Raw genomic sequence first — 18,462 nt, forward strand, 5'->3', positions numbered from 1 at the left:
CGGCTTCAGTCGACGAAGGGCCGCACCCGCGCGATCAGCCGCTCGGCATAGTCCTGCTTCTCGCCCACCGGCGCCACATAGTGCAGCGCCTCGCGCGCGGCCGCCTCGCCGGCCTTCAGGAGCATCACCCAGGTGGCCAGGTATTGCGAGGCCAGGCAGCCGCCGGCGGTGGCGACCGGGCCCTGGGCATGGAAGGGCTCGTCCAGCACGCGCACGCCGGCCTCGACCACCCAGGGCTTGGTCGTCAGGTCGGTGCAGGCCGGGCGGTCGCCCAGCAGGCCCAGGCGCGCCAGCAGCAGGGTGCCCGAGCATTGCGCGCCGACCAGCTGCTTGACCGGGTCCAGCTGCAGCCGGTCCAGCAGCGCGCCGTTCTCGGCGATTGCGCGGGTGTAGAGGCCGGAGCCGAACAGCACCACCTCGGCCTCGTTGGCCCATTCCAGCGGGCGTTGCAGCTGCACGCTGACGCCGTTCATCGAGGTGACATGGCCGCCGGGCCCGCACAGCTCGGCCGCGAAGCCTAGCGGCTTGAGCCGGTTCAGCAGGCCCAGCGCGATGAAGCTGTCCAGCTCGTTGAAGCCGTCGAAGGTCAGGATGGCGATGCGGGTGCTGCGCTGCATGGGCGCATTGTGATTGTCTTGTTCGGTCTGCGGAAGTTCCGACCCTGACGCCGTCATGAACACCTAGAAGGAAAGACCTGACCCCCTTGTCGCTCCCTTGGCTCTTGGGCTACGCTGGCCCGGACAGACCTGCGGCAACAGCAGGCATGCCGCTCGTCGGGACGGCGCAGTAATGAGTCCGATGGTCAAGATGGTGAGGCCGGCATGCCCCTGCGGCCTCCCGTTCAAGGAGGTTGGCATGAGCAGCAGCAAGAGTTCCTTGTTGAGGTCCTTCGAGTTCCCGGTCGCGGTGCTGGACCGGGATTTCCAGGCCGAGCATATCGGCGGCATCCTGGTGCGCGCGCTGGCGCAGGAGCTGCAGCAGCAGGGCGCCCAGGTGCTCAGCGGCCTGACCCTGGAGGATGTGCGGGTCGGCGGCCGCAGCTTCAACGCGGTGTCCGCGGTGCTGGTGTCGATCGACGGCAGCGAGGCCCAGGGCGAGGCGCAATGGGCCGAGATGCAGTCGCTGCTGGCCCTGGTGCGCGAGCGCCATGGCCGGCTGCCGATCTTCCTGTACGGCGAGCGGCGCACCGCCGAGGCGCTGCCGACGCGGCTGCTGCGCGAGGTGCAGGGCTACATCTACCTGTTCGAGGACACCAAGACCTTCATCGCGCGCCAGGTGCTGCGCGCCGCCGAGGACTATGTGGAGAGCCTGTTCCCGCCCTTCTTCAAGGCGCTGGTACGGCATTGCCTGGAGTCCAATATGTCCTGGCACACGCCGGGCCATGCGGGCGGCGTGGCCTTCACCAAGAGTCCGGTGGGGCGCACCCTGCACCAGTTCTTCGGCGAGAACACGCTGCGCTCCGACCTGTCGATCTCGGTGCCCGAGCTGGGTTCGCTGCTGGACCATTCCGGCCCGATCAAGGCCGCCGAGGCGGCCGCCGCGCGCAACTTCGGCGCCGACCACACCTTCTTCGTCACCAACGGCACCTCGACCGCCAACAAGATCGTCTGGCATGGCAATGTGGGCCGCGACGACATCGTCTTCATCGACCGCAACTGCCACAAGTCGCTGCTGCACGCGATGATCATGACCGGCGCGATCCCCTGCTACTTCCGGCCCTCGCGCAATGCGCACGGCATCATCGGCCCGATCTCGCGCGATCAGTTCGAACCCGAGGCGATGCGCGCGGTGGTGGCGGCCCATCCGCTGGCCGGCAAGATCGCCGGCGGCAGGCCGCGCATGGCGGTGGTCACCAACTCCACCTACGACGGGCTCTGCTACAACGCGCGCCAGATCACCGACACGATCGGTAGCGGCGTCGACTTCCTGCATTTCGACGAGGCCTGGTACGCCTACGCGGCCTTCCATCCCTTCTATGCCGGGCGCTACGGCATGGACAAGGGCGGCGAGCGCGCCGAGCACCCGGTGGTCTTCACCACCCATTCGACGCACAAGCTGCTGGCCGCCTTCTCGCAGGCCTCGATGATCCATGTCCGGAACTCGCGCCAGCGCCGCCTCGACGTGGACCGCTTCAACGAGGCCTTCATGATGCACACCTCGACCTCGCCCAACTACGCGATCATCGCGGGTTGCGACGTGGCCTCTCACATGATGGAGGGCGCGGCCGGGCCCTCGCTGGTGCAGGAGATGCATGGCGAGGCGATGCGTTTTCGCGTCGCGATGCAGCATATCCGCGGCGAGCTGGCGCGCGAGGACTGGTGGTTCGAGGTCTGGCAGCCGGAGGCGATCGCCCGGCGCCTGGCCTCGGGCGACGACGCGGCGATCGCCCAGACCCGCGCGGAGGACTGGGTGCTGGAGCCCGGCGCCGCCTGGCATGGCTTCGGCGAACGCCTGGCCGAGGACTATGTGCTGATCGACCCGATCAAGGTGACGATCACGATGCCGGGCCTGGACATCGCCGGCGCGATGGCCGGGCAGGGCATCCCGGCGGCCGTGGTCTCCAAGTTCCTGTGGACGCGCGGCATCGTGGTCGAGAAGACCGGGCTCTACTCCTTCCTGGTGCTGTTCTCGATGGGCATCACCAAGGGCAAGTGGAGCACCCTGGTGGCCGAGCTGCTGGCCTTCAAGAACCTCTACGACCGCGACGCGCCGCTGGCCGAGGCGCTGCCGCAGCTGGTCGAGCAGGCAAGCGCGGTCTATGCCGGCATGGGCCTGCGCGGGCTGTGCCAGCGCCTGCACGAGTTCAACCGCGAGCACCGCATGCCGGCCGTGCTCAACGAGATGTACACCGAGCTGCCGAGCATGGTGCTGCGCCCGGCCGATGCCTATGACGCCCTGGTGCATGGCCGGGTCGAGCATGTCGGCATCGACGCGCTGGACGGCCGGGTCGCCGCCGCGATGCTGGTGCCCTATCCGCCGGGCATCCCGCTGATCATGCCGGGCGAGCGCTACGACGAGCGCACCCGCGCGATCGTCGACTACCTGCACCTGGCCCAGGCCCAGGACGCGCTGCTGCCCGGCTTCGAATCGGACATCCACGGCGTCGTGCGCGACGGTGACGGCCGCTACCTGGTCGAGGTGCTGAAAGCGCGCGACGGAGCCGCGCAATGACGGCCGCCGCGAAGAAGATGACGGTCAGCCAGCTGACCATCCTGACCGCGGTCAACATGATCGGCTCCGGCATCGTGCTGCTGCCGGCCAAGCTGGCCCAGGTCGGCACGATCTCGATCCTGTCCTGGCTGGTGACGGCCGCCGGCTCGCTGTGCCTGGCCTATGCCTTCGCGCGCTGCGGCATGCTCAGCCGCAAGCCCGGCGGCATGGGCGGCTATTCGGAATACGCCTTCGGCCTGGGCGGCAACTACATGGCCAACTTCACCTACGGCATCTCGCTGGTGATCGCCAATGTCGCGATCGCCACCACCGCGGTGGGCTATGCCGAGGAGCTGTTCCGCCTCAAGCTGAGCCCGCTGGCGGTCGGCCTGTCGACCATCGCGCTGCTGTGGCTCACCACCATCGCCAACTTCGGCGGCGCCAGCATCACCGGGCGCATCGGCAGCCTGACCGTCTGGGGCGTGATCCTGCCGGTGGCCGGCATGGCCACCTTGGGCTGGTTCTGGTTCGAGCCGGCGCTCTATGTCGCGGCCTGGAACCCGCATGGCCTGTCGCTGCTGGAGGCGATGGGCGCCTCGGTGGCGATCACGCTGTGGGCCTTCCTGGGCCTGGAGTCGGCCTGCGCCAATGCCGACGCGGTCGAGAACCCGGAGCGCAATGTGCCGATCGCGGTGCTGGGCGGCACCATCGGCGCGGCGGTGATCTACATCCTGTCGACCAATGTGATCGCCGGCATCGTGCCGAACGCCGACCTGGCCGCCTCCACCGCGCCCTTCGGCCTGGCCTTTGCGCGCATGTTCAACCCGATGATCGGCGACGTGGTCTCGGCGCTGATGGTGCTGGCCTGCGTCGGCTCGCTGCTGGGCTGGCAGTTCACCGTGGCCCAGGTGTTCAAGAGCTCGGCCGATGTCGGCTACTTCATTTCGATCTTTGCGAAGGCCACGGCCAAGGGCGTGCCGATCGCCGGCATGCTGATCCTGGGCGTGGCGCAGACCGCGCTGGGCCTGCTGACCATCAGCCCGGACCTGACCAAGCAGTTCGATGCGCTGGTCAACCTGGCGGTGGTGACCAATATCGTGCCCTATGTGATGTCGATGGGCGCGATCTTCATCATCCAGAAGGCCTACAAGGTGACCCCGGCCAAGGCCCTGCTGACCAATGTCGTCGCCAGCATCGGCGCGGCCTACAGCTATTACGCGATCTACAGCTCGGGCTCGCAGGCGATCACCCTGGCCTTCTATGTCGTGATGCTGGGCTTCACCCTGTGGGGCGTCGCCGGCCTGCGTTTCCTGAAGAACGGCCGCGAGAGCCTCTGAGCGACGGGGAGTCAAGACATGGATCAAAGCAAACAACTGTTCAAGATCGCGATGGACCCGGCCCTGCAGGGCCTGTTCATCACGCCGCAGGCCCAGGTGGACGTGTTCGCCACCGATTTCACCGACATCGCCGCCGCCGTCGTGCGCCATGCCGAGGCCGGTCGGGTGCTGGAGGCGCTGGCGCACCGCGGCTTCGCGGTGCCGCTGTTCGTCACCGTCGAGCCGGGCGAGGCGCTCGGCGAAGCGCTGCTGCCGCGCGTGGCCGGCGTGATCCAGCTGGGCCATGGCGGGCGCCACTACCACGGCCGTCAGATCGCCGATGCGGCCGAGCGCTATGCCGACGGTCTGCTGCCGCCCTTCTTCCGCACCCTGCGCGACTATGTGCGGCGCGGCCATGTGGAGTTCGACTGCCCCGGCCACCAGGGCGGCCAGTTCTTCTCCAACCATCCGCTGGGCCGGATGTTCTTCGACTTCTACGGCGAGACCCTGTTCCGCTCCGACCTCTGCAATGCCGACGTCAAGCTCGGCGACCTGCTGATCCACGAGGGCCCGGCGCTGCAGGCGCAGAAGAACGCCGCGCGCATCTACAACGCCGACAAGAGCTACTTCGTGCTGAACGGCACCTCCACCTCCAACAAGGTGGTGCTGAACGCGCTGCTGGCGCCCGGCGACCTGGTGCTGTTCGACCGCAACAACCACAAGTCGGTGCACCTGGGCGCGCTGGTGCTGGCCGGCGCGCAGCCGGTCTACCTGGAGACCGCGCGCAATGCCTGGGGCTTCATCGGCGGCATCGACGCCCAGGCCTTCGACGAGGCGGCGATCCGCGCCGCGATCCGCGAGGTGGCGCCGGAGCGCGCCGATGCGCCGCGCCCCTTCCGCGTCGCGGTGATCCAGCTCGGTACCTACGACGGCACGATCTACAACGCGCGCCAGGTGGTGGACCGCATCGGCCGGCTGTGCGACTACATCCTGTTCGATTCCGCCTGGGTCGGCTACGAGCAGTTCATCCCGATGATGCGCGACTGCTCGCCGCTGCTGCTGGAGCTGGGGCCGGAGGATCCGGGCCTGTTCGTGACCCAGTCGGTGCACAAGCAGCAGGCCGGCTTCTCGCAGAGCTCGCAGATCCACAAGAAGGACCGCCACATCAAGGGCCAGCAGCGCTACTGCAACCACAAGCGCTTCAACAACGCCTTCATGATGCATGCGTCGACCAGCCCCTTCTATCCGATGTTCGCGGCGCTGGACGTCAACGCGCAGATACACGACGGCCCGGCCGGCCGGCGCCTGTGGCGCGATTGCGTGAGAAACGGCGTCGAGGCGCGCAAGCTGCTGCTGAAGAGCTGCCGCCATATCGCGCCCTTCATCCCGCGTCAGGTCGACGGCCGGCCCTGGGCCGAGCACCCGACCGAGCAGATCGTCGACGAGCTGCGCTTCTTCCGCTTCCAGCCCGGCGAGAGCTGGCATGGCTTCGAGGGCTACGCCGAGAACCAGTACTTCGTCGACCCCTGCAAGCTGCTGCTGACCACGCCGGGCATCGCGCGCGACACGCATGAATACGAGCCCTTCGGCGCGCCGGCCGCGGTGCTGGCGCATTTCCTGCGCGAGCAGGGCGTGATCCCGGAGAAGTCCGACCTCTACTCGATCCTGTTCCTGCTGACCCCGTCCGAGAGCTTCGGCAAGCTGCAGAGCCTGATCGCGCGCCTGGTGCAGTTCGAGCATCACCTGGAGAACGACAGCCCGCTGCGCGAGGTGCTGCCCAGCCTGTGCGTCGCGCATCCGCAGGTCTACGAGGGCCTGCGCCTGCGCCAGCTGTGCCAGCGCATGCACGACTTCTACCGCGAGCACGACATCAAGCGCCGGCAAAAGGAGATGTTCCGCCGCCAGCACCTGCCGCGCCGGGCCATGACGCCGCAGGCGGCGAACGCCGCGCTGGTGCGCAACGAGGTGGAGCTGGTGCCGCTGTCGGCCATCGAGGGCCGCATCGCGGCCGAGGGCGCGCTGCCCTATCCGCCGGGCGTGCTGTGCGTGGTGCCGGGCGAGGTCTGGGGCGGGCCGGCGCTGCGCTACTTCCGGACCCTGGAGGCCGGCATCAATGCGCTGCCGGGCTTCGAGCCGGAGCTGCAGGGCGTCTATGTCAGGGCCGAGGCCGACGGCCTGCGGCGCGCCTATGGCTATGTGCTGAAAAAGGGCTGACCCGGCTCCGTCATTGCACCTTCAGCTTGGCCAGCGCCGGATCGAGGTCCGGATAGCGCAGCGGCAGCGCCTGCAGGCTGGTCTTCAGCAGGCGCGCGATCATCAGGTTGCGGTGCGTCTTGGAATCGGCCGGCACGATATGCCAGGGCGCCCAGGGGCTGGCGGTGGCGCCGAGCGCGCGGCCGTAGGCGCGCTGGTAGGCGTCCCATTGCGCGCGCGTCTGCAGGTCCGAGGCCTGGAACTTCCAGCGTTTCTCCGGGTCGTCCAGGCGCGCCTGCAGGCGCTCGCGCTGCTCGTCCTTGGAGATGTGCAGCATGAACTTCAGGATCACGGTGCCGGTCTCGCTGAGCAGGCGCTCGAAGTCGCGGATCTGCGCGTAGCGCTGCCTGGCCTGCTTGGTGTCGATCGCGCCGTTGACCAGTGGCACCAGCACGTCCTCGTAATGGCTGCGGTTGAACACCGTGATCTCGCCGGCCGCCGGCACCTGCTGGTGGATGCGCCACAGATAGTCATGGTCGCGCTCCGCGCTGCTGGGCGCCTTCCAGCTCACCGTGTGCACGCCCAGCGGGCTCATGCGGCCGAACACGCCGCGCAGGGTGCCGTCCTTGCCGCTGGTGTCCAGCCCCTGCAGCACCACCAGCAGCTTGAAGCGCCGGTCGGCATAGAACAGGTTCTGCAGCGCGTCCAGCTCGAGCGCCAGCGCCTCGACCTCGCGCTTGTCGGCCGCCTTGTCGCCGCCGGAGCAGGGCTTGGCGGCGGGATCGAAGTCGACCAGGTCGAGCTCGGTCTCGGCGGCGAGGCGGTAGGGGGCCAGCGGGTCATGCGGCTTTGGCATCGGCAGCTCCGATCGTGAGGACATGAAGATGGTAGCCGCGCGGCTTCGGCTAAGCTGGTCGGACAAGGGAGAGGAGCCGCGGCGATGCGATGGCTTGAACGTTCACGGGATTCGGTGCATGGCGCGACGATCGCCTGCACCCTGCCGCTGCTGTGCTGGCCACAGGCGCGCGTGCCGGCCGCGCTCTACCTCGGCTATGCCCTGATCTTCGCGACCCTGGCGCTGCTGTGGCACCAGATATGGCGGGAGGGCGGCTTGAATCGGACCTTGAGCGAGATCTATCGGCACCACCAGACGCAGCCCGGGCGGCGCTTCGAGCCGATGGCGATACTGGCGCAGATGCTGGGGTCGATCGCGCTGATCGTGCTGCCCGGCTGAGCCAAAGCGCTCAGCGGCGCCGGCGCAGCGCCCAGGCGGCCAGCGCGCTGTAGGCCAGCGCCTGCAAGGTCAGCGCCAGGGCCTCGGCCTGTACCGCCTGCAGCGGCGCGCCCATCTGGTTCAGGCGCAGGAAGGCCTGGATGCCCGGCACCGCCGGGATGAACAGCTCGCCCAGCCACCACAGCGGCGCCGGCAGCGCCTCGCGCGGCCAGGAGAAGCCGGCCAGGAAGGCGATCGGCAGCGAGCTGGCCAGCAGCAGCTGCATCGCGCGCTCGCGCTCGGCCAGCAGCGCGCCCAGCGCCACGCCGGCCGCGGCTACCGCCCAGGCGAAGGGCAGGAGCAGCAGCGCGGCGCCGGCCTGGTTGCCGCCATGCGCATAGCCGAAGAAGGGGAAGATCAGCACGAAGAACCAGGCGCCGCTGGCCAGCCCGAAGGCGGCGAAGGCGGCGATGCGCGCGCTCCAGACCGCGGCGCCCTCGGCCGGCCGGGCCGGCCCTGTTATCTCGAAGCGCTGGCCCACCCACATCGCGACGCCGATCAGCAGCAGCTGCTGCACGATCAGCACCGCCACCGCCGGCACCACCGCGCTGCCATAGCCCTCATGCGGGTTGTACAGCGCCCCCAGCTGCAGGTTCAGCGGGTTGCGGCCGGCCGCGGCCTGCTGCGGCGACTGGCCGTGCGCCTGCAGCTGGCGCAGCTCGATGCCGGCCGAGACGGTGCCGATCACCTCGGCGAAGCCCAGCAGCGCGATCTTGTTGGGCAGGAAATAGGCGCCGTCGGCCAGCACCGGCACGACCTGACCCCGGCCGCGGCCCGCCTCGCGCTTCAGCCCGGCGGGCAGCAGCGCATAGGCTCGGATCTCACCGGCCGCCAGCGCGGCGCGCGCCTCGCCCTCGTCGGCGGTCAGCAGGCGCAGCTCCAGCCGCGGGCTGGCCTGGGTGAAGCGCTGGATCTGCCGGCTCAGCGCGCTGTGGTCCTGGTCGACCAGCGCGACCGGCACGCGCTGCAGCTGCTCGGTCGAATAGGGCCAGGGGTAGAAGAAGGAATAGAGCAGCGGCGCGATCGCCAGCATCAGCAGCACGCCGGCATCGCCCAGCACCGAGCGCCAGGTGCGCAGGACCTCGGCCAGCCAGGTACGTAGCATCAGCGCTTCCCCCAGGCGGCGGGATCATGGGCGACGCGCGGCAGGCGCCAGGCCGCCAGGGCCAGCAGCGCCAGCGTGCCGGCCAGCAGCGCACCCAGCAGCGGCAGCGCGGCGCGCGCGGCCCAGCCCTGCTGCAGCAGGCCCACCTGGACCTGCAGGGTCCAGGTCAGCGGCAGGGCCTCGGCCCACAGCCGCGCCCCCTCGGGCATGGCCATCAGCGGAAAGCCAATGCCGGAAAAGGCGAAGGCCGGCGCGGTGATGAAGCCGGCGGCCGACAGCGCCAGCCGCAGCGAGCGCGCCAGCAGTGCCAGCGCCGCACCCAGCGCCAGGTACAGCGCTAGCAGCGCGGCATGCAGGGCCAGCAGCATGGCGCCCGACTGCAGCAGCCCGAGGCCCTGCAGGGCCAGCAGGATCAGCGCGTCGGTGGCGCACAGCAGCAGCCAGGCCGGCGCCAGCTTGGCCAGCAGGGCCGGCCAGGCGCGGCCGCCGGCGGCGTCCAGCCAGGCGGGGCTGCTGGCGTCGCGCAGCTCGCGCCCGGCGGTCCAGGCGCCGGCCACCATCGCCAGCAGGTGCAGCAGCGCCGGCATCAGCGCGGTGGCGAGGAACTGCTGGTAGTTCAGCGCGGTGTTGTACTGCGAGGCCAGGCCGGCGCGCAGCGGCTCGAAGCTTTGAGCCGCGGCCAGCGGGCTCTGCCCGCGCTTCTCGCGCGCCAGGAGCTCGATGCCGGCCGACATCGTGCCCACCGCGCCGCGCACATCCTTCTGGATCAGGCCCGAATGGGTCGAGAACTGCGCGTTGTGCAGCAGCTGCACCTGGGCGGCGCGGCCGCGCTTGAGCTCGCGCGCCAGGCCGGCGGGGATCACCAGCAGCGCATAGACCCGGCCGTCGCGCAGCAGGGCGCGCGCCTCGGCCGGGTCGGCCGGCGCGGCGCTCAGCGCCAGGCCCGGCGCCGCATCGAGCAGGCGCTGCAGCTGGCGCGAGGGGCCGCTGTGGTCCTGGTCCAGCACCGCGATCGGCAGCCGCGTCGCCAGGCCGGCCGAGAAGGTCCACAGCATCAGCAGGCCCAGCAGCAGCGGCACCCAGCCGAGCATCGCCAGGTCCAGTGGATCGGCGCGCAGCCGGGCCCATTCGCGCGACCAGACGGCGCGCCTGCCCGGGCTCACAGCAGCACGCTCATGCCGGGGCGGGCATCCTTGATCGGGCTCAGCGGGCGGGCTTTCACCTCGAAGGTTTTCAGGTCATAGCCCTGGTTGCCGCGCGTCGCGCGCCAGGTGGCGAAATCGGGCAGGGCCTTGGAGGCGGTCACCTTGAAGCGCACCTTGCGGTCCTGCAGCGCCGGCAGCCGGGCCTCGAACTCCTGGCCCAGCGCGAAGCGGGCCAGCTGGTCCTCGCGCACATTGAACACGGCCCATTGGTCGGCCAGGTCGACGATGGTCGCCACCGGCACGCCGGCCGGCGACAGCTCGCCGACCTTGGCCAGCAGCTTGGCCACCTCGCCGGCCACCGGGCTCTTCAGCTCGGTCTCGGCGCGCGCCGCCTCGACCTCCTGCACCAGGCCCGCGACCTGGCGCGCCTGCGCCGTGGCGGCGGCCTGGTCCTCGCTGCGGGCGCCGGCCAGGGCCAGCTCCCACTGGGCCTTGGCGGCCTCGGCCAGGCGCTCGCTGGCGCGCCAGTTGGTGGCGGCCTCGTCGCGCTTCTGCGCGGCCACCAGGCCGTCCTTGAACAGGCTCTCGACCCGCGCGTGGCTGGCCTTGGCGAGATCGGCGCCGGCCTGGGCGCGCTCGTAATTGGCCTGGGCCATGCGGATCTCCTGCGGCCGCGCGCCGTTGCGCGCCTTCAGCGCGACGGCCGAGGCCGCCGCCTCGGCGCTGCTGGCCTGGGCCAGCTTGGCCGCGACCTCGGGGCTGTCGATGCGCAGCAGCAGCGCGCCCTTGGCGATGGTCTGGCCCTCCTGCACCGCCAGCTCGGCGATGCGGCCGGTCAGCTTGGGCGCGATGTCGGTTTCCTGCGCCTCCATCATGCCCTGGATCGGCGCCTGCTCCGGGCCGCGCCCGGCCTGCCAGAGCGCGCAGATGCCCAGGCCGGCGGCGATCAGCAGGGCCAGCGGCAGCAGGATCTTTTTGCTTGCCTTCATCGTCGGCGGATCCTCAGTCAATCATTCGAGCTTGATGTCGGCCCGGGCCAGGTAGTCGCCCAGGCTGTCGAGCTGGCCGCAGGCCTGCAGCAGACCGGTCAGCGCCAGCACATAGTCGTAGGCCACCTGGGCGCGCGCGGTGCGCTGCTTGGCCAGGTTCAGCTCGGCGTCGATCAGGTCCAGCGCGGTGCTGGTGCCCTGGCGCAGGCCGGCCTGGCGCAGGCGCAGCAGCTCCTGGGCCAGCTCGTCCTGCGCGGCCAGGCCGAGGTACTGCTCGCGCGCGCTCTCGGTGGCGCGCCACTGGCGCTCGACCAGCAGCGCGATGTCGCTGCGCGCCTGGGCATCGGTGGCATCGGCCTGGGCGATCTGGCGCAGGTGCGAGCGCTCCAGCGCCGCATGGTCCAGCGAGTCCCACAGATTGACGCGCACGCCGACGCCGGCGACCCAGTCGCCGTTGTGGTTCAGCGCGCGCTGGCCGAAGGCGAACACCTGGGGCCGGTTCAGCGCATGGCTGGCGCGCAGCAGCTCGGCGGCCTGCTCCTTCTTGGCCGCGACCCGGGCCAGGCCCGGGTGGTTCTGCAGCGCGACGATCAGGAAGTCCGGCAGCGGCGGCAGGGCCTGGCTGTGCAGGGCCAGCGGCGTGCTGGGCGCGGGCTGGGCCTCCAGCTTCAGGCTGCGCGCCAGCGCCAGCGCGGCCAGCTCGGCGTCGCTGCGCGCCTTGCGGGCCTGGTGCCGGGCCTCCTCCAGCGCGGCCTTGGCCTGCAGGCGCTCCAGCCGCGAGGCGACGCCGGCGGCCTGCATCTTGGCCGCGGCGGCGTCATGCGCGGCGACGCCCTCGGCCGCGGCCTCGCGCAGCGCGGCGGCGCGGCGCGCCAGCTGGGTCAGGAAATAGCGCTGCGCCAGCAGGGCGGTCGCGTCATGCTCGCTGCCCAGCAGTTCGGCGCGGGCCTCCGCGGTCTGGGCCGCGACCAGGCCGCGCGCGGCATCGGCAGCGCCGCCCAGGTAGAGCGGCCAGAAGGCGCTCAGCTGGGCGGTCTCGCCGCTGTTGCGGCGCTCCAGGGTGTAGCTGTGCGGCAGCTGGGGCAGCTGCGAGACGATGCCGCCCAGCAGCGGCGGCAGCCGGCCGACGATCTGGTTCAGCCCCTGGGACAGCGGGTCCAGGTTCAGGTCCAGGCTGGCCTTGTAGCTGTAGGCCGCGCCCAGCAGGCTGACGCTGGGGCCGCCCAGCCGGGCGATGCCCTCGGCGCGGGCCTCCTGGTGTTCGACGCCGGCGCGCGCCGCGGCCAGCTGGTCGGAGCCGCTGCGCAGGCGCTGCAGCGCGTCGTCCCAGCTGAGCGCCTGCTGGGCCTGGGCCTGGGCCGTGCCCGCCAGCAGGCACAGGCAGGCCGGCAGCAGCCCCAGCAGGGCCGGCGGCCGGCGGGAGCGATCGATCATTCTTCCAGCAGGCTGCGCAGCATCCAGGCGGCTTGTTCGTGCACCGCGAGGCGCTGGGTCAGCAGGTCGGCGCTGGGCTCGTCGCTGGCCTTGTCGACCAGCGGGAACAGGCTGCGCGCGGTGCGTGCGACGCCCTCATGGCCCTCGACCAGGATGCGCACCATCTCCAGCGCCTTCGGCGGGGCGGTGGGCGCGTCCTTCAGGCTGCTGAGCGCGGCGAACTGGGCATAGGAGCCCGGTGCCGGGAAGCCCAGCGAGCGGATGCGCTCGGCAATCGGGTCGACCGCGTTCCACAGCTCCGTGTACTGGGTCATGAACATCGCATGCAGCGAGTTGAACATCGGACCCGACACGTTCCAGTGGAAGTTGTGGGTGGTCAGGTAGAGCGTGTAGGTGTCGGCCAGCAGGCGGGACAGGCCGTCGGCGATCGCGCCGCGGTCCTTCTCGCCGATGCCGATGTTGATGCCGGCGGCGCCGCTGCTGCTCTTGCTGGCCTTGTTGCTCTTCTTGCTGCTCATCGAACGGGTCCTTCCTTGTGAGGTGGGGGAGAGAGAGAAAGATGGCATCGACTATAGAACCTGCAAGGGGTCAGGTGTTGTGATACCTCATCCAGTCGACCAGGTACTGCGCGTTCAGCAGGGCGCCGGCCATGACCAGCACCAGGCCCAGACGGCGGCGCAACGTGCGGGAAGTCATGGCCGGTCTCCTTTCACTGGATGTCGAAGCGGTCGAGGTTCATCACCTTGGTCCAGGCCGCGACGAAGTCGCGAATGAACTTCGGCTGGCCGTCGGCGCTGGCATAGACCTCGGCATAGGCGCGCAGCACCGAGTTGGAGCCGAAGACCAGGTCGCTGCGGGTGCCGGTGTACTTCACCGCGCCGCTCTTGCGGTCGCGGCCCTCGAACAGCTCGGCCTCGGCGTCGACCGCCTTCCAGACCAGGTTCATGTCCAGCAGGCGCACGAAGAAGTCGTTGCTGAGTACGCCGGGCCGGTCGGTGAACACGCCCTGCGGGCCGCCGTCGGCATTGGCGCCCAGCACGCGCAGGCCGCCGACCAGCACGGTCAGCTCGGGCGCGGTCAGGGTCAGCAGCTGGGCGCGGTCCACCAGCAGGGCCTCGGTCGGCGCGCCGATCGGACCCTTGCGGTAGTTGCGGAAGCCGTCGGCCAGCGGCTCGAGCACCGCGAAGGCTTCGACATCGGTCTGTGCCTGCGTCGCGTCGACGCGGCCCGGCGTGAACGGCACCTCGAGCGCCTGGCCGGCCGCCTTGGCCGCCTGCTCGATGCCGACGCCGCCGGCCAGCACGATCACATCGGCCAGCGAGGCCTTGCCCGAGGCGCGCTGGATCTCGACCAGCCGGGGCAGCACCCGGGCCGCGACCGCGTTGACCTCCCAGTCCTTCTGCGGCGCCAGCGCCAGGCGCGCGCCATTGGCGCCGCCGCGCTTGTCACCGCCGCGGAAGGTGGAGGCCGAGGCCCAGGCGGTCGACACCAGCTCGGCGACCGACAGGCCGGAGGCGGCGATGCGGGCCTTCAGGTCCGCGATGTCGGCCGCGCTCGGCGCATGGCTGGCGGCGGGTAGCGGGTCCTGCCACAGCAGGTCCTCCTTCGGCACCTCGGGGCCGAGGTAGCGCGCCTTCGGGCCCATGTCGCGGTGGGTCAGCTTGTACCAGGCGCGGGCGAAGGCCTCGGCGAAGGCCTGCGGGTCCTCGTGGAAGCGCTTGGAGATCTTGCCGAACTCCGGGTCGAAGCGCAGCGTCAGGTCGGTGGTCAGCATCTTGGGCTTGTGGAACTTGCCCGGCACATGGGCGTCCGGGATGTTCTCCGGCGCGTCCTTGGCCACCCATTGCTTGGCGCCGGCGGGGCTGTGCTCCAGCTCCCATTCGAACTTGAACAGGTTCTCGAAGAAGTTGTTGCTCCACAGCGCCGGGGTCTTGGTCCAGGTCACCTCGATGCCGCTGGAGACGGTGTCCTTGCCATGGCCGCTGCCGAAGTTGCTGTTCCAGCCCAGGCCCTGGGCCTCCAGGCCGGCACCCTCGGGCTCGGGGCCCTTGTGCGACTCGGGCGCGGCGCCATGGGCCTTGCCGAAGGTATGGCCGCCGGCGATCAGCGCGACGATCTCCTCGTCGTCCATCGCCATGCGGCCGAAGGTGGCGCGGATGTCCTTGGCCGCGGCCAGGTAGTCGCCGCTGGCGTTGGGGCCCTCCGGGTTCACATAGATCAGGCCCATGTGGGTGGCGGCGAGGTTGTGGTCCAGCTCGCGGTCGCCGTGGAAGCGCTTGTCGGTGCCCAGCCAGCTGGTCTCCGCGCCCCAGTTGACGTCCAGGTCCGGTTCCCAGACATCCTCGCGGCCGCCGGCGAAGCCGAAGGTGCGAAAGCCCATCGATTCCAGCGCGACATTGCCGGCCAGCACGAAGAGGTCGGCCCAGGAGATCTGCTGGCCGTACTTCTGCTTGATCGGCCAGAGCAGGCGGCGCGACTTGTCGATGTTGACGTTGTCGGGCCAGCTGTTCAGCGGCGCGAAGCGCTGCTGGCCACGCCCACCGCCGCCGCGGCCGTCCAGGGTGCGGTAGGTGCCGGTGGCATGCCAGGCCATGCGGATCATCTGCGGGCCGTAATGGCCGAAGTCGGCCGGCCACCAGTCCTGGCTGTCGGTCATCAGCCGGACCAGGTCGGCCTTCAGGGCCTTGTAGTCGAGCTTCTTGAATTCCTCGGCGTAGTTGAACTTCTCGCCCAGCGGGTTGGACTTCTCGGAATGCTGGTTCAGCAGGTCGACGCGCAGCTGGTTGGGCCACCAGTCGCGGTTCGTCGTGCCGCCGCCGGCGGCATGGTGGAAGGGGCACTTGGCTTGGCTTGACATCGGCTTCTCCTCGGTTGTCGCCGGCTCGAGCCGGCATGGCGCAAAGCTTAGGTTCTGCCTGGGAATAGCGCTAATCGATAGATGCAAATTCAGTAATAGCTAAAACCAAAACAGGCCCGTGGATGTTGCTCCGGAAATTGCGACGCCGCAATGAAAACAGCCGCCCGGAGGCGGCTGCGGTTGGGTGTGGCAGGGTCAGGTCTTGACCCAGGCGCCAGGGTCAGGACAGGCGCGTCACGCCGTCCAGCGTGCAGTCGTAGATCGCGTTGCGCAGCGCCGCGATGGCCTCGTAGCGGGTGAAGGTGCGGCGCCAGGCCAGCACCACGCGCCGGGTCGGCACCGGCGCGGTGAAGGGGATGAAGCGCAGGTGCGTCTGCGGCTCCTTGGGCACCGACAGCGCCGGCACCACGGTGATGCCCATGCCCGAGGCCACCATATGCTTGATCGTCTCCAGCGAGCTGCCCTCGAAGCTCTTGCGGATGCCCTCGGCGTCGCTGGAGAAGCGCGCGAACTCGGGGCAGACCTCCAGCACATGGTCGCGGAAGCAATGGCCGGTGCCCAGCAGCAGCATGGTCTCGCTCTTCAGCTCCTGCGAGCTGATCGACTCGCGCTGCGCCAGCGGATGCTGGGCCGGCACCGCGACGACGAAGGACTCGTCGTACAGCGGCGCGATCGCCAGCCCGGTGTCGGGGAAGGGCTCGGCCATGATCGCGCAGTCCAGCTCGCCGGTGCGCAGCATCTCCAGCAGCTTGACCGTGAAGTTCTCCTGCAGCATCAGCGGCATCTGCGGGTAGCGCTCGATCGTGTGCTTGACCAGCTCGGGCAGCAGGTAGGGGCCGATCGTGTAGATGATGCCCAGGCGCAGCGCGCCGGCCAGCGGGTCCTTGCCGCGCTTGGCGATCTCCTTGATCGCGCTGGCCTGCTCGATCACCGACTGGGCCTGGCGCACGATGTCCTCGCCCAGCGGCGTCACGGTGACCTCGGCCGCGCCGCGCTCGAAGATCTTGACGTCCAGCTCCTCCTCCAGCTTCTTGATCGCGACGGACAGGGTGGGCTGCGACACGAAGCAGGCTTCGGCCGCGCGGCCGAAATGGCGCTCGCGGGCGACGGCAACGATGTAGCGCAACTCGGTCAGGGTCATGGAGCTCTCCTATCAGGACCGAAGCCTACATTGTCTGCACCGGCATGGGGGCCTTGCCGGCCCCGCTACACTGCGCCCGCCACGCGATGCGGGAATCCGCTATTCGCACATCCTGCCCCGTCCCCCGAGTCATGAGTACCGAACGCAAACCCCTGTCCCTGCAGCGCCTGCTGGACATGCATGCCGCCGGCGAGAAGATCGCCATGCTGACCTGCTACGACGCCGCCTTCGCCAGCCTGCTGGACGAGGCCGGCGTGGACGTGATGCTGGTCGGCGATTCGCTGGGCATGGTGCTGCAGGGCGAGGCGACGACGGTGCCGGTGGGCCTGGACGCGATGGTCTATCACACCCGCTGCGTCGCGCGCGGCCGGCGCACGGCCTGGATCGTCGGCGACCTGCCGTTCGACAGCTACCAGGCCTCGCGCGAGGAGGCCTGGAAGAGCGCGGCCGCGCTGGTCAAGGCCGGCGCGCACATGGTCAAGCTGGAGGGCGGCGGCTGGACCGCGCCGGTGGTGCGCTTCCTGGTGGAGCGCGGCATCCCGGTCTGCGCCCACCTGGGCCTGACGCCGCAGACCGTCACGATGCTGGGCGGCTACAAGGTGCAGGGCCGCGAGGACGCGGCGGCCGACAAGCTGCGGCGCGAGGCGCGTGAGCTGGTCGAGGCCGGCGCGCAGATGCTGGTGCTGGAAATGGTGCCGGCACCGCTGGCGGCCGAGCTGACGCAGAGCCTGGGCATTCCGGTGATCGGCATCGGCGCCGGCGTCGGCTGCTCCGGCCAGGTGCTGGTGCTGCATGACATGCTGGACGTGACGCCGGGCCGCCGGCCGCGCTTCGTCAAGAACTTCATGCAGGGCGCGTCCTCGGTGCAGGATGCGGTGCGCCGCTATGTGGCCGAGGTCAAGGCCGGCACCTTCCCCGACAACGCCCTTCACAGTTACTGAGCCGTGCTCGCAATGCAAGTCATCCACACCATCGCCGAGCTGCGCCAAGCGCTGGCCGGCCAGGCCACGGCCTTCGTGCCCACGATGGGCAATCTGCACGAGGGCCATCTGAGCCTGGTGCACCAGGCCCGCGCCGCGGCCGGTGCCGGGCCCGTCGTCGCCAGCATCTTCGTGAACCGGCTGCAGTTTGCGCCGCATGAGGATTTCGACCGCTACCCGCGCACCCTGGCGCGCGATGCCGAGCTGCTGGCTGGTGCCGGCTGCGACTATGTGTTCGCGCCCGACGAGGCCGAGCTGTATCCGGAGCCGCAGGGCTACAAGCTCGCGCCGCCAACGGAGCTGGCCGACATCCTGGAGGGCCATTTCCGCCCCGGCTTCTTCACCGGCGTCTGCACCGTGGTGGCCAAGCTGTTCAACATCGTGCAGCCGCGCTGGGCCGTGTTCGGCAAGAAGGACTACCAGCAACTGATGGTGATCCGCCGCATGGTGGCGCAGATGGCGCTGCCGGTCGAGATCCTGGCCGGCGAGACCAGCCGCAACGCCGGCGGCCTGGCCCTGTCCTCGCGCAACGGCTATCTCAGCGAGGCCGAGCTGGCCGAGGCGCTGCAGCTCAGCGCGACGCTGAAGGGCATGATCGCTCGCTGGTCGGCCGGCGAGCGCGACCTGGCCGCGCTGGAGTCGCTGGCGATGGAGCGCCTGAGCGCGCGCGGCTGGGCGCCCGACTACCTGGTGCTGCGCCGCCAGCGCGACCTGGGCGCGCCCGCCGAGGGCGAGGCCCTGGTGGCCCTGGGCGCGGCGCGGCTGGGCAATACGCGGCTGATCGACAACATCGAGGTCTGAGGAAGAGCCCACCTCCTACGCGCTACGCGCGCCCCCTCGAAGGGGGCATGCCCGCGGGCCCGGCATAGCCGGATCCTC

General features: G+C 70.2%; 15 protein-coding genes. 6 read left to right on the forward strand and 9 right to left on the reverse strand.

The genetic code is table 11. The features are described from left to right. Positions 1-5 precede the first annotated feature (5 nt). On the reverse strand, positions 6-617 hold the full coding sequence (locus G8A07_RS01035) for a DJ-1/PfpI family protein (RefSeq protein WP_195795294.1): 612 nt from the start codon (positions 615-617) through the stop codon (positions 6-8). Positions 618-855: 238 nt separating this feature from the next. On the opposite strand from G8A07_RS01035, the gene G8A07_RS01040 reads away from it, so the two are divergent. From G8A07_RS01040 to G8A07_RS01050, 3 genes are read left to right on the forward strand one after another with little or no spacing between them, the layout of a single operon-like run. Beyond that, positions 856-3,171, forward strand: coding sequence for an Orn/Lys/Arg decarboxylase N-terminal domain-containing protein (locus G8A07_RS01040; RefSeq protein ID WP_195795295.1), 2,316 nt, complete (start codon positions 856-858; stop codon positions 3,169-3,171). Then, a complete protein-coding gene (potE, locus tag G8A07_RS01045) occupies positions 3,168-4,487 on the forward strand; it encodes a putrescine-ornithine antiporter (RefSeq protein WP_195795296.1) in 1,320 nt (439 codons plus the stop codon). Before G8A07_RS01040 ends, potE begins: the two co-directional genes overlap by 4 nt. 18 nt (positions 4,488-4,505) lie before the next feature. Next, on the forward strand, positions 4,506-6,680 hold the full coding sequence (locus G8A07_RS01050; protein ID WP_305798634.1) for an ornithine decarboxylase: 2,175 nt from the start codon (positions 4,506-4,508) through the stop codon (positions 6,678-6,680). Between the two features lie 10 nt (positions 6,681-6,690). On the opposite strand, the gene G8A07_RS01055 is transcribed toward G8A07_RS01050, so the two are convergent. Then, on the reverse strand, positions 6,691-7,515 hold the full coding sequence (locus G8A07_RS01055; protein WP_249937183.1) for a PPK2 family polyphosphate kinase: 825 nt from the start codon (positions 7,513-7,515) through the stop codon (positions 6,691-6,693). A gap of 84 nt (positions 7,516-7,599) precedes the next feature. On the opposite strand from G8A07_RS01055, the gene G8A07_RS01060 reads away from it, so the two are divergent. Then, entirely contained in the window at positions 7,600-7,893 is a 294-nt protein-coding gene (locus G8A07_RS01060) for a hypothetical protein (protein WP_195795298.1), read from the forward strand. Between the two features lie 10 nt (positions 7,894-7,903). Here the strand turns inward: G8A07_RS01060 and G8A07_RS01065 are convergent, their stop codons facing one another. The 7 genes from G8A07_RS01065 to G8A07_RS01095 all read right to left on the reverse strand — a co-directional run bounded on the left by G8A07_RS01065 (position 7,904) and on the right by G8A07_RS01095 (position 16,603). Beyond that, positions 7,904-9,037: an ABC transporter permease gene (locus tag G8A07_RS01065; protein ID WP_195795299.1), complete on the reverse strand. Its 1,134-nt coding sequence runs from the start codon at positions 9,035-9,037 to the stop codon at positions 7,904-7,906. After that, positions 9,037-10,200 (reverse strand): ABC transporter permease, encoded by a 1,164-nt coding sequence (locus G8A07_RS01070; protein ID WP_249937184.1) that lies wholly within the window; start codon positions 10,198-10,200, stop codon positions 9,037-9,039. Before G8A07_RS01070 ends, G8A07_RS01065 begins: the two co-directional genes overlap by 1 nt. Next, on the reverse strand, positions 10,197-11,171 hold the full coding sequence (locus G8A07_RS01075; protein WP_195795300.1) for an HlyD family secretion protein: 975 nt from the start codon (positions 11,169-11,171) through the stop codon (positions 10,197-10,199). Before G8A07_RS01075 ends, G8A07_RS01070 begins: the two co-directional genes overlap by 4 nt. Positions 11,172-11,192: 21 nt before the next feature. Next, on the reverse strand, positions 11,193-12,605 hold the full coding sequence (locus tag G8A07_RS01080; RefSeq protein WP_195795301.1) for a TolC family protein: 1,413 nt from the start codon (positions 12,603-12,605) through the stop codon (positions 11,193-11,195). Next, positions 12,602-13,123 (reverse strand): Dps family protein, encoded by a 522-nt coding sequence (locus G8A07_RS01085; protein WP_195795302.1) that lies wholly within the window; start codon positions 13,121-13,123, stop codon positions 12,602-12,604. The genes G8A07_RS01080 and G8A07_RS01085 overlap by 4 nt, the downstream gene beginning before the upstream one ends. A gap of 191 nt (positions 13,124-13,314) precedes the next feature. Beyond that, complete coding sequence (gene katG / locus G8A07_RS01090; RefSeq protein WP_195795303.1) at positions 13,315-15,462, reverse strand: catalase/peroxidase HPI; 2,148 nt, start codon at positions 15,460-15,462, stop codon at positions 13,315-13,317. Between the two features lie 220 nt (positions 15,463-15,682). After that, entirely contained in the window at positions 15,683-16,603 is a 921-nt protein-coding gene (locus tag G8A07_RS01095; RefSeq protein ID WP_195795304.1) for a LysR substrate-binding domain-containing protein, read from the reverse strand. Positions 16,604-16,734: 131 nt separating this feature from the next. Between G8A07_RS01095 and panB the strand changes: the two genes are divergently transcribed. Together panB and panC are read left to right on the forward strand one after the other, a co-directional pair. Next, the gene (panB, locus tag G8A07_RS01100; protein WP_249937185.1) at positions 16,735-17,544 is read left to right on the forward strand and encodes a 3-methyl-2-oxobutanoate hydroxymethyltransferase; all 810 of its coding nucleotides are present in this window, start codon (positions 16,735-16,737) and stop codon (positions 17,542-17,544) included. A 12-nt stretch (positions 17,545-17,556) separates the two neighbouring features. Beyond that, positions 17,557-18,384, forward strand: coding sequence for a pantoate--beta-alanine ligase (panC, locus tag G8A07_RS01105; RefSeq protein WP_195795306.1), 828 nt, complete (start codon positions 17,557-17,559; stop codon positions 18,382-18,384). Positions 18,385-18,462: the final 78 nt, after the last annotated feature.

It is taken from the genome of Roseateles sp. DAIF2 (assembly GCF_015624425.1).
Classification (GTDB): domain Bacteria; phylum Pseudomonadota; class Gammaproteobacteria; order Burkholderiales; family Burkholderiaceae_C; genus Kinneretia.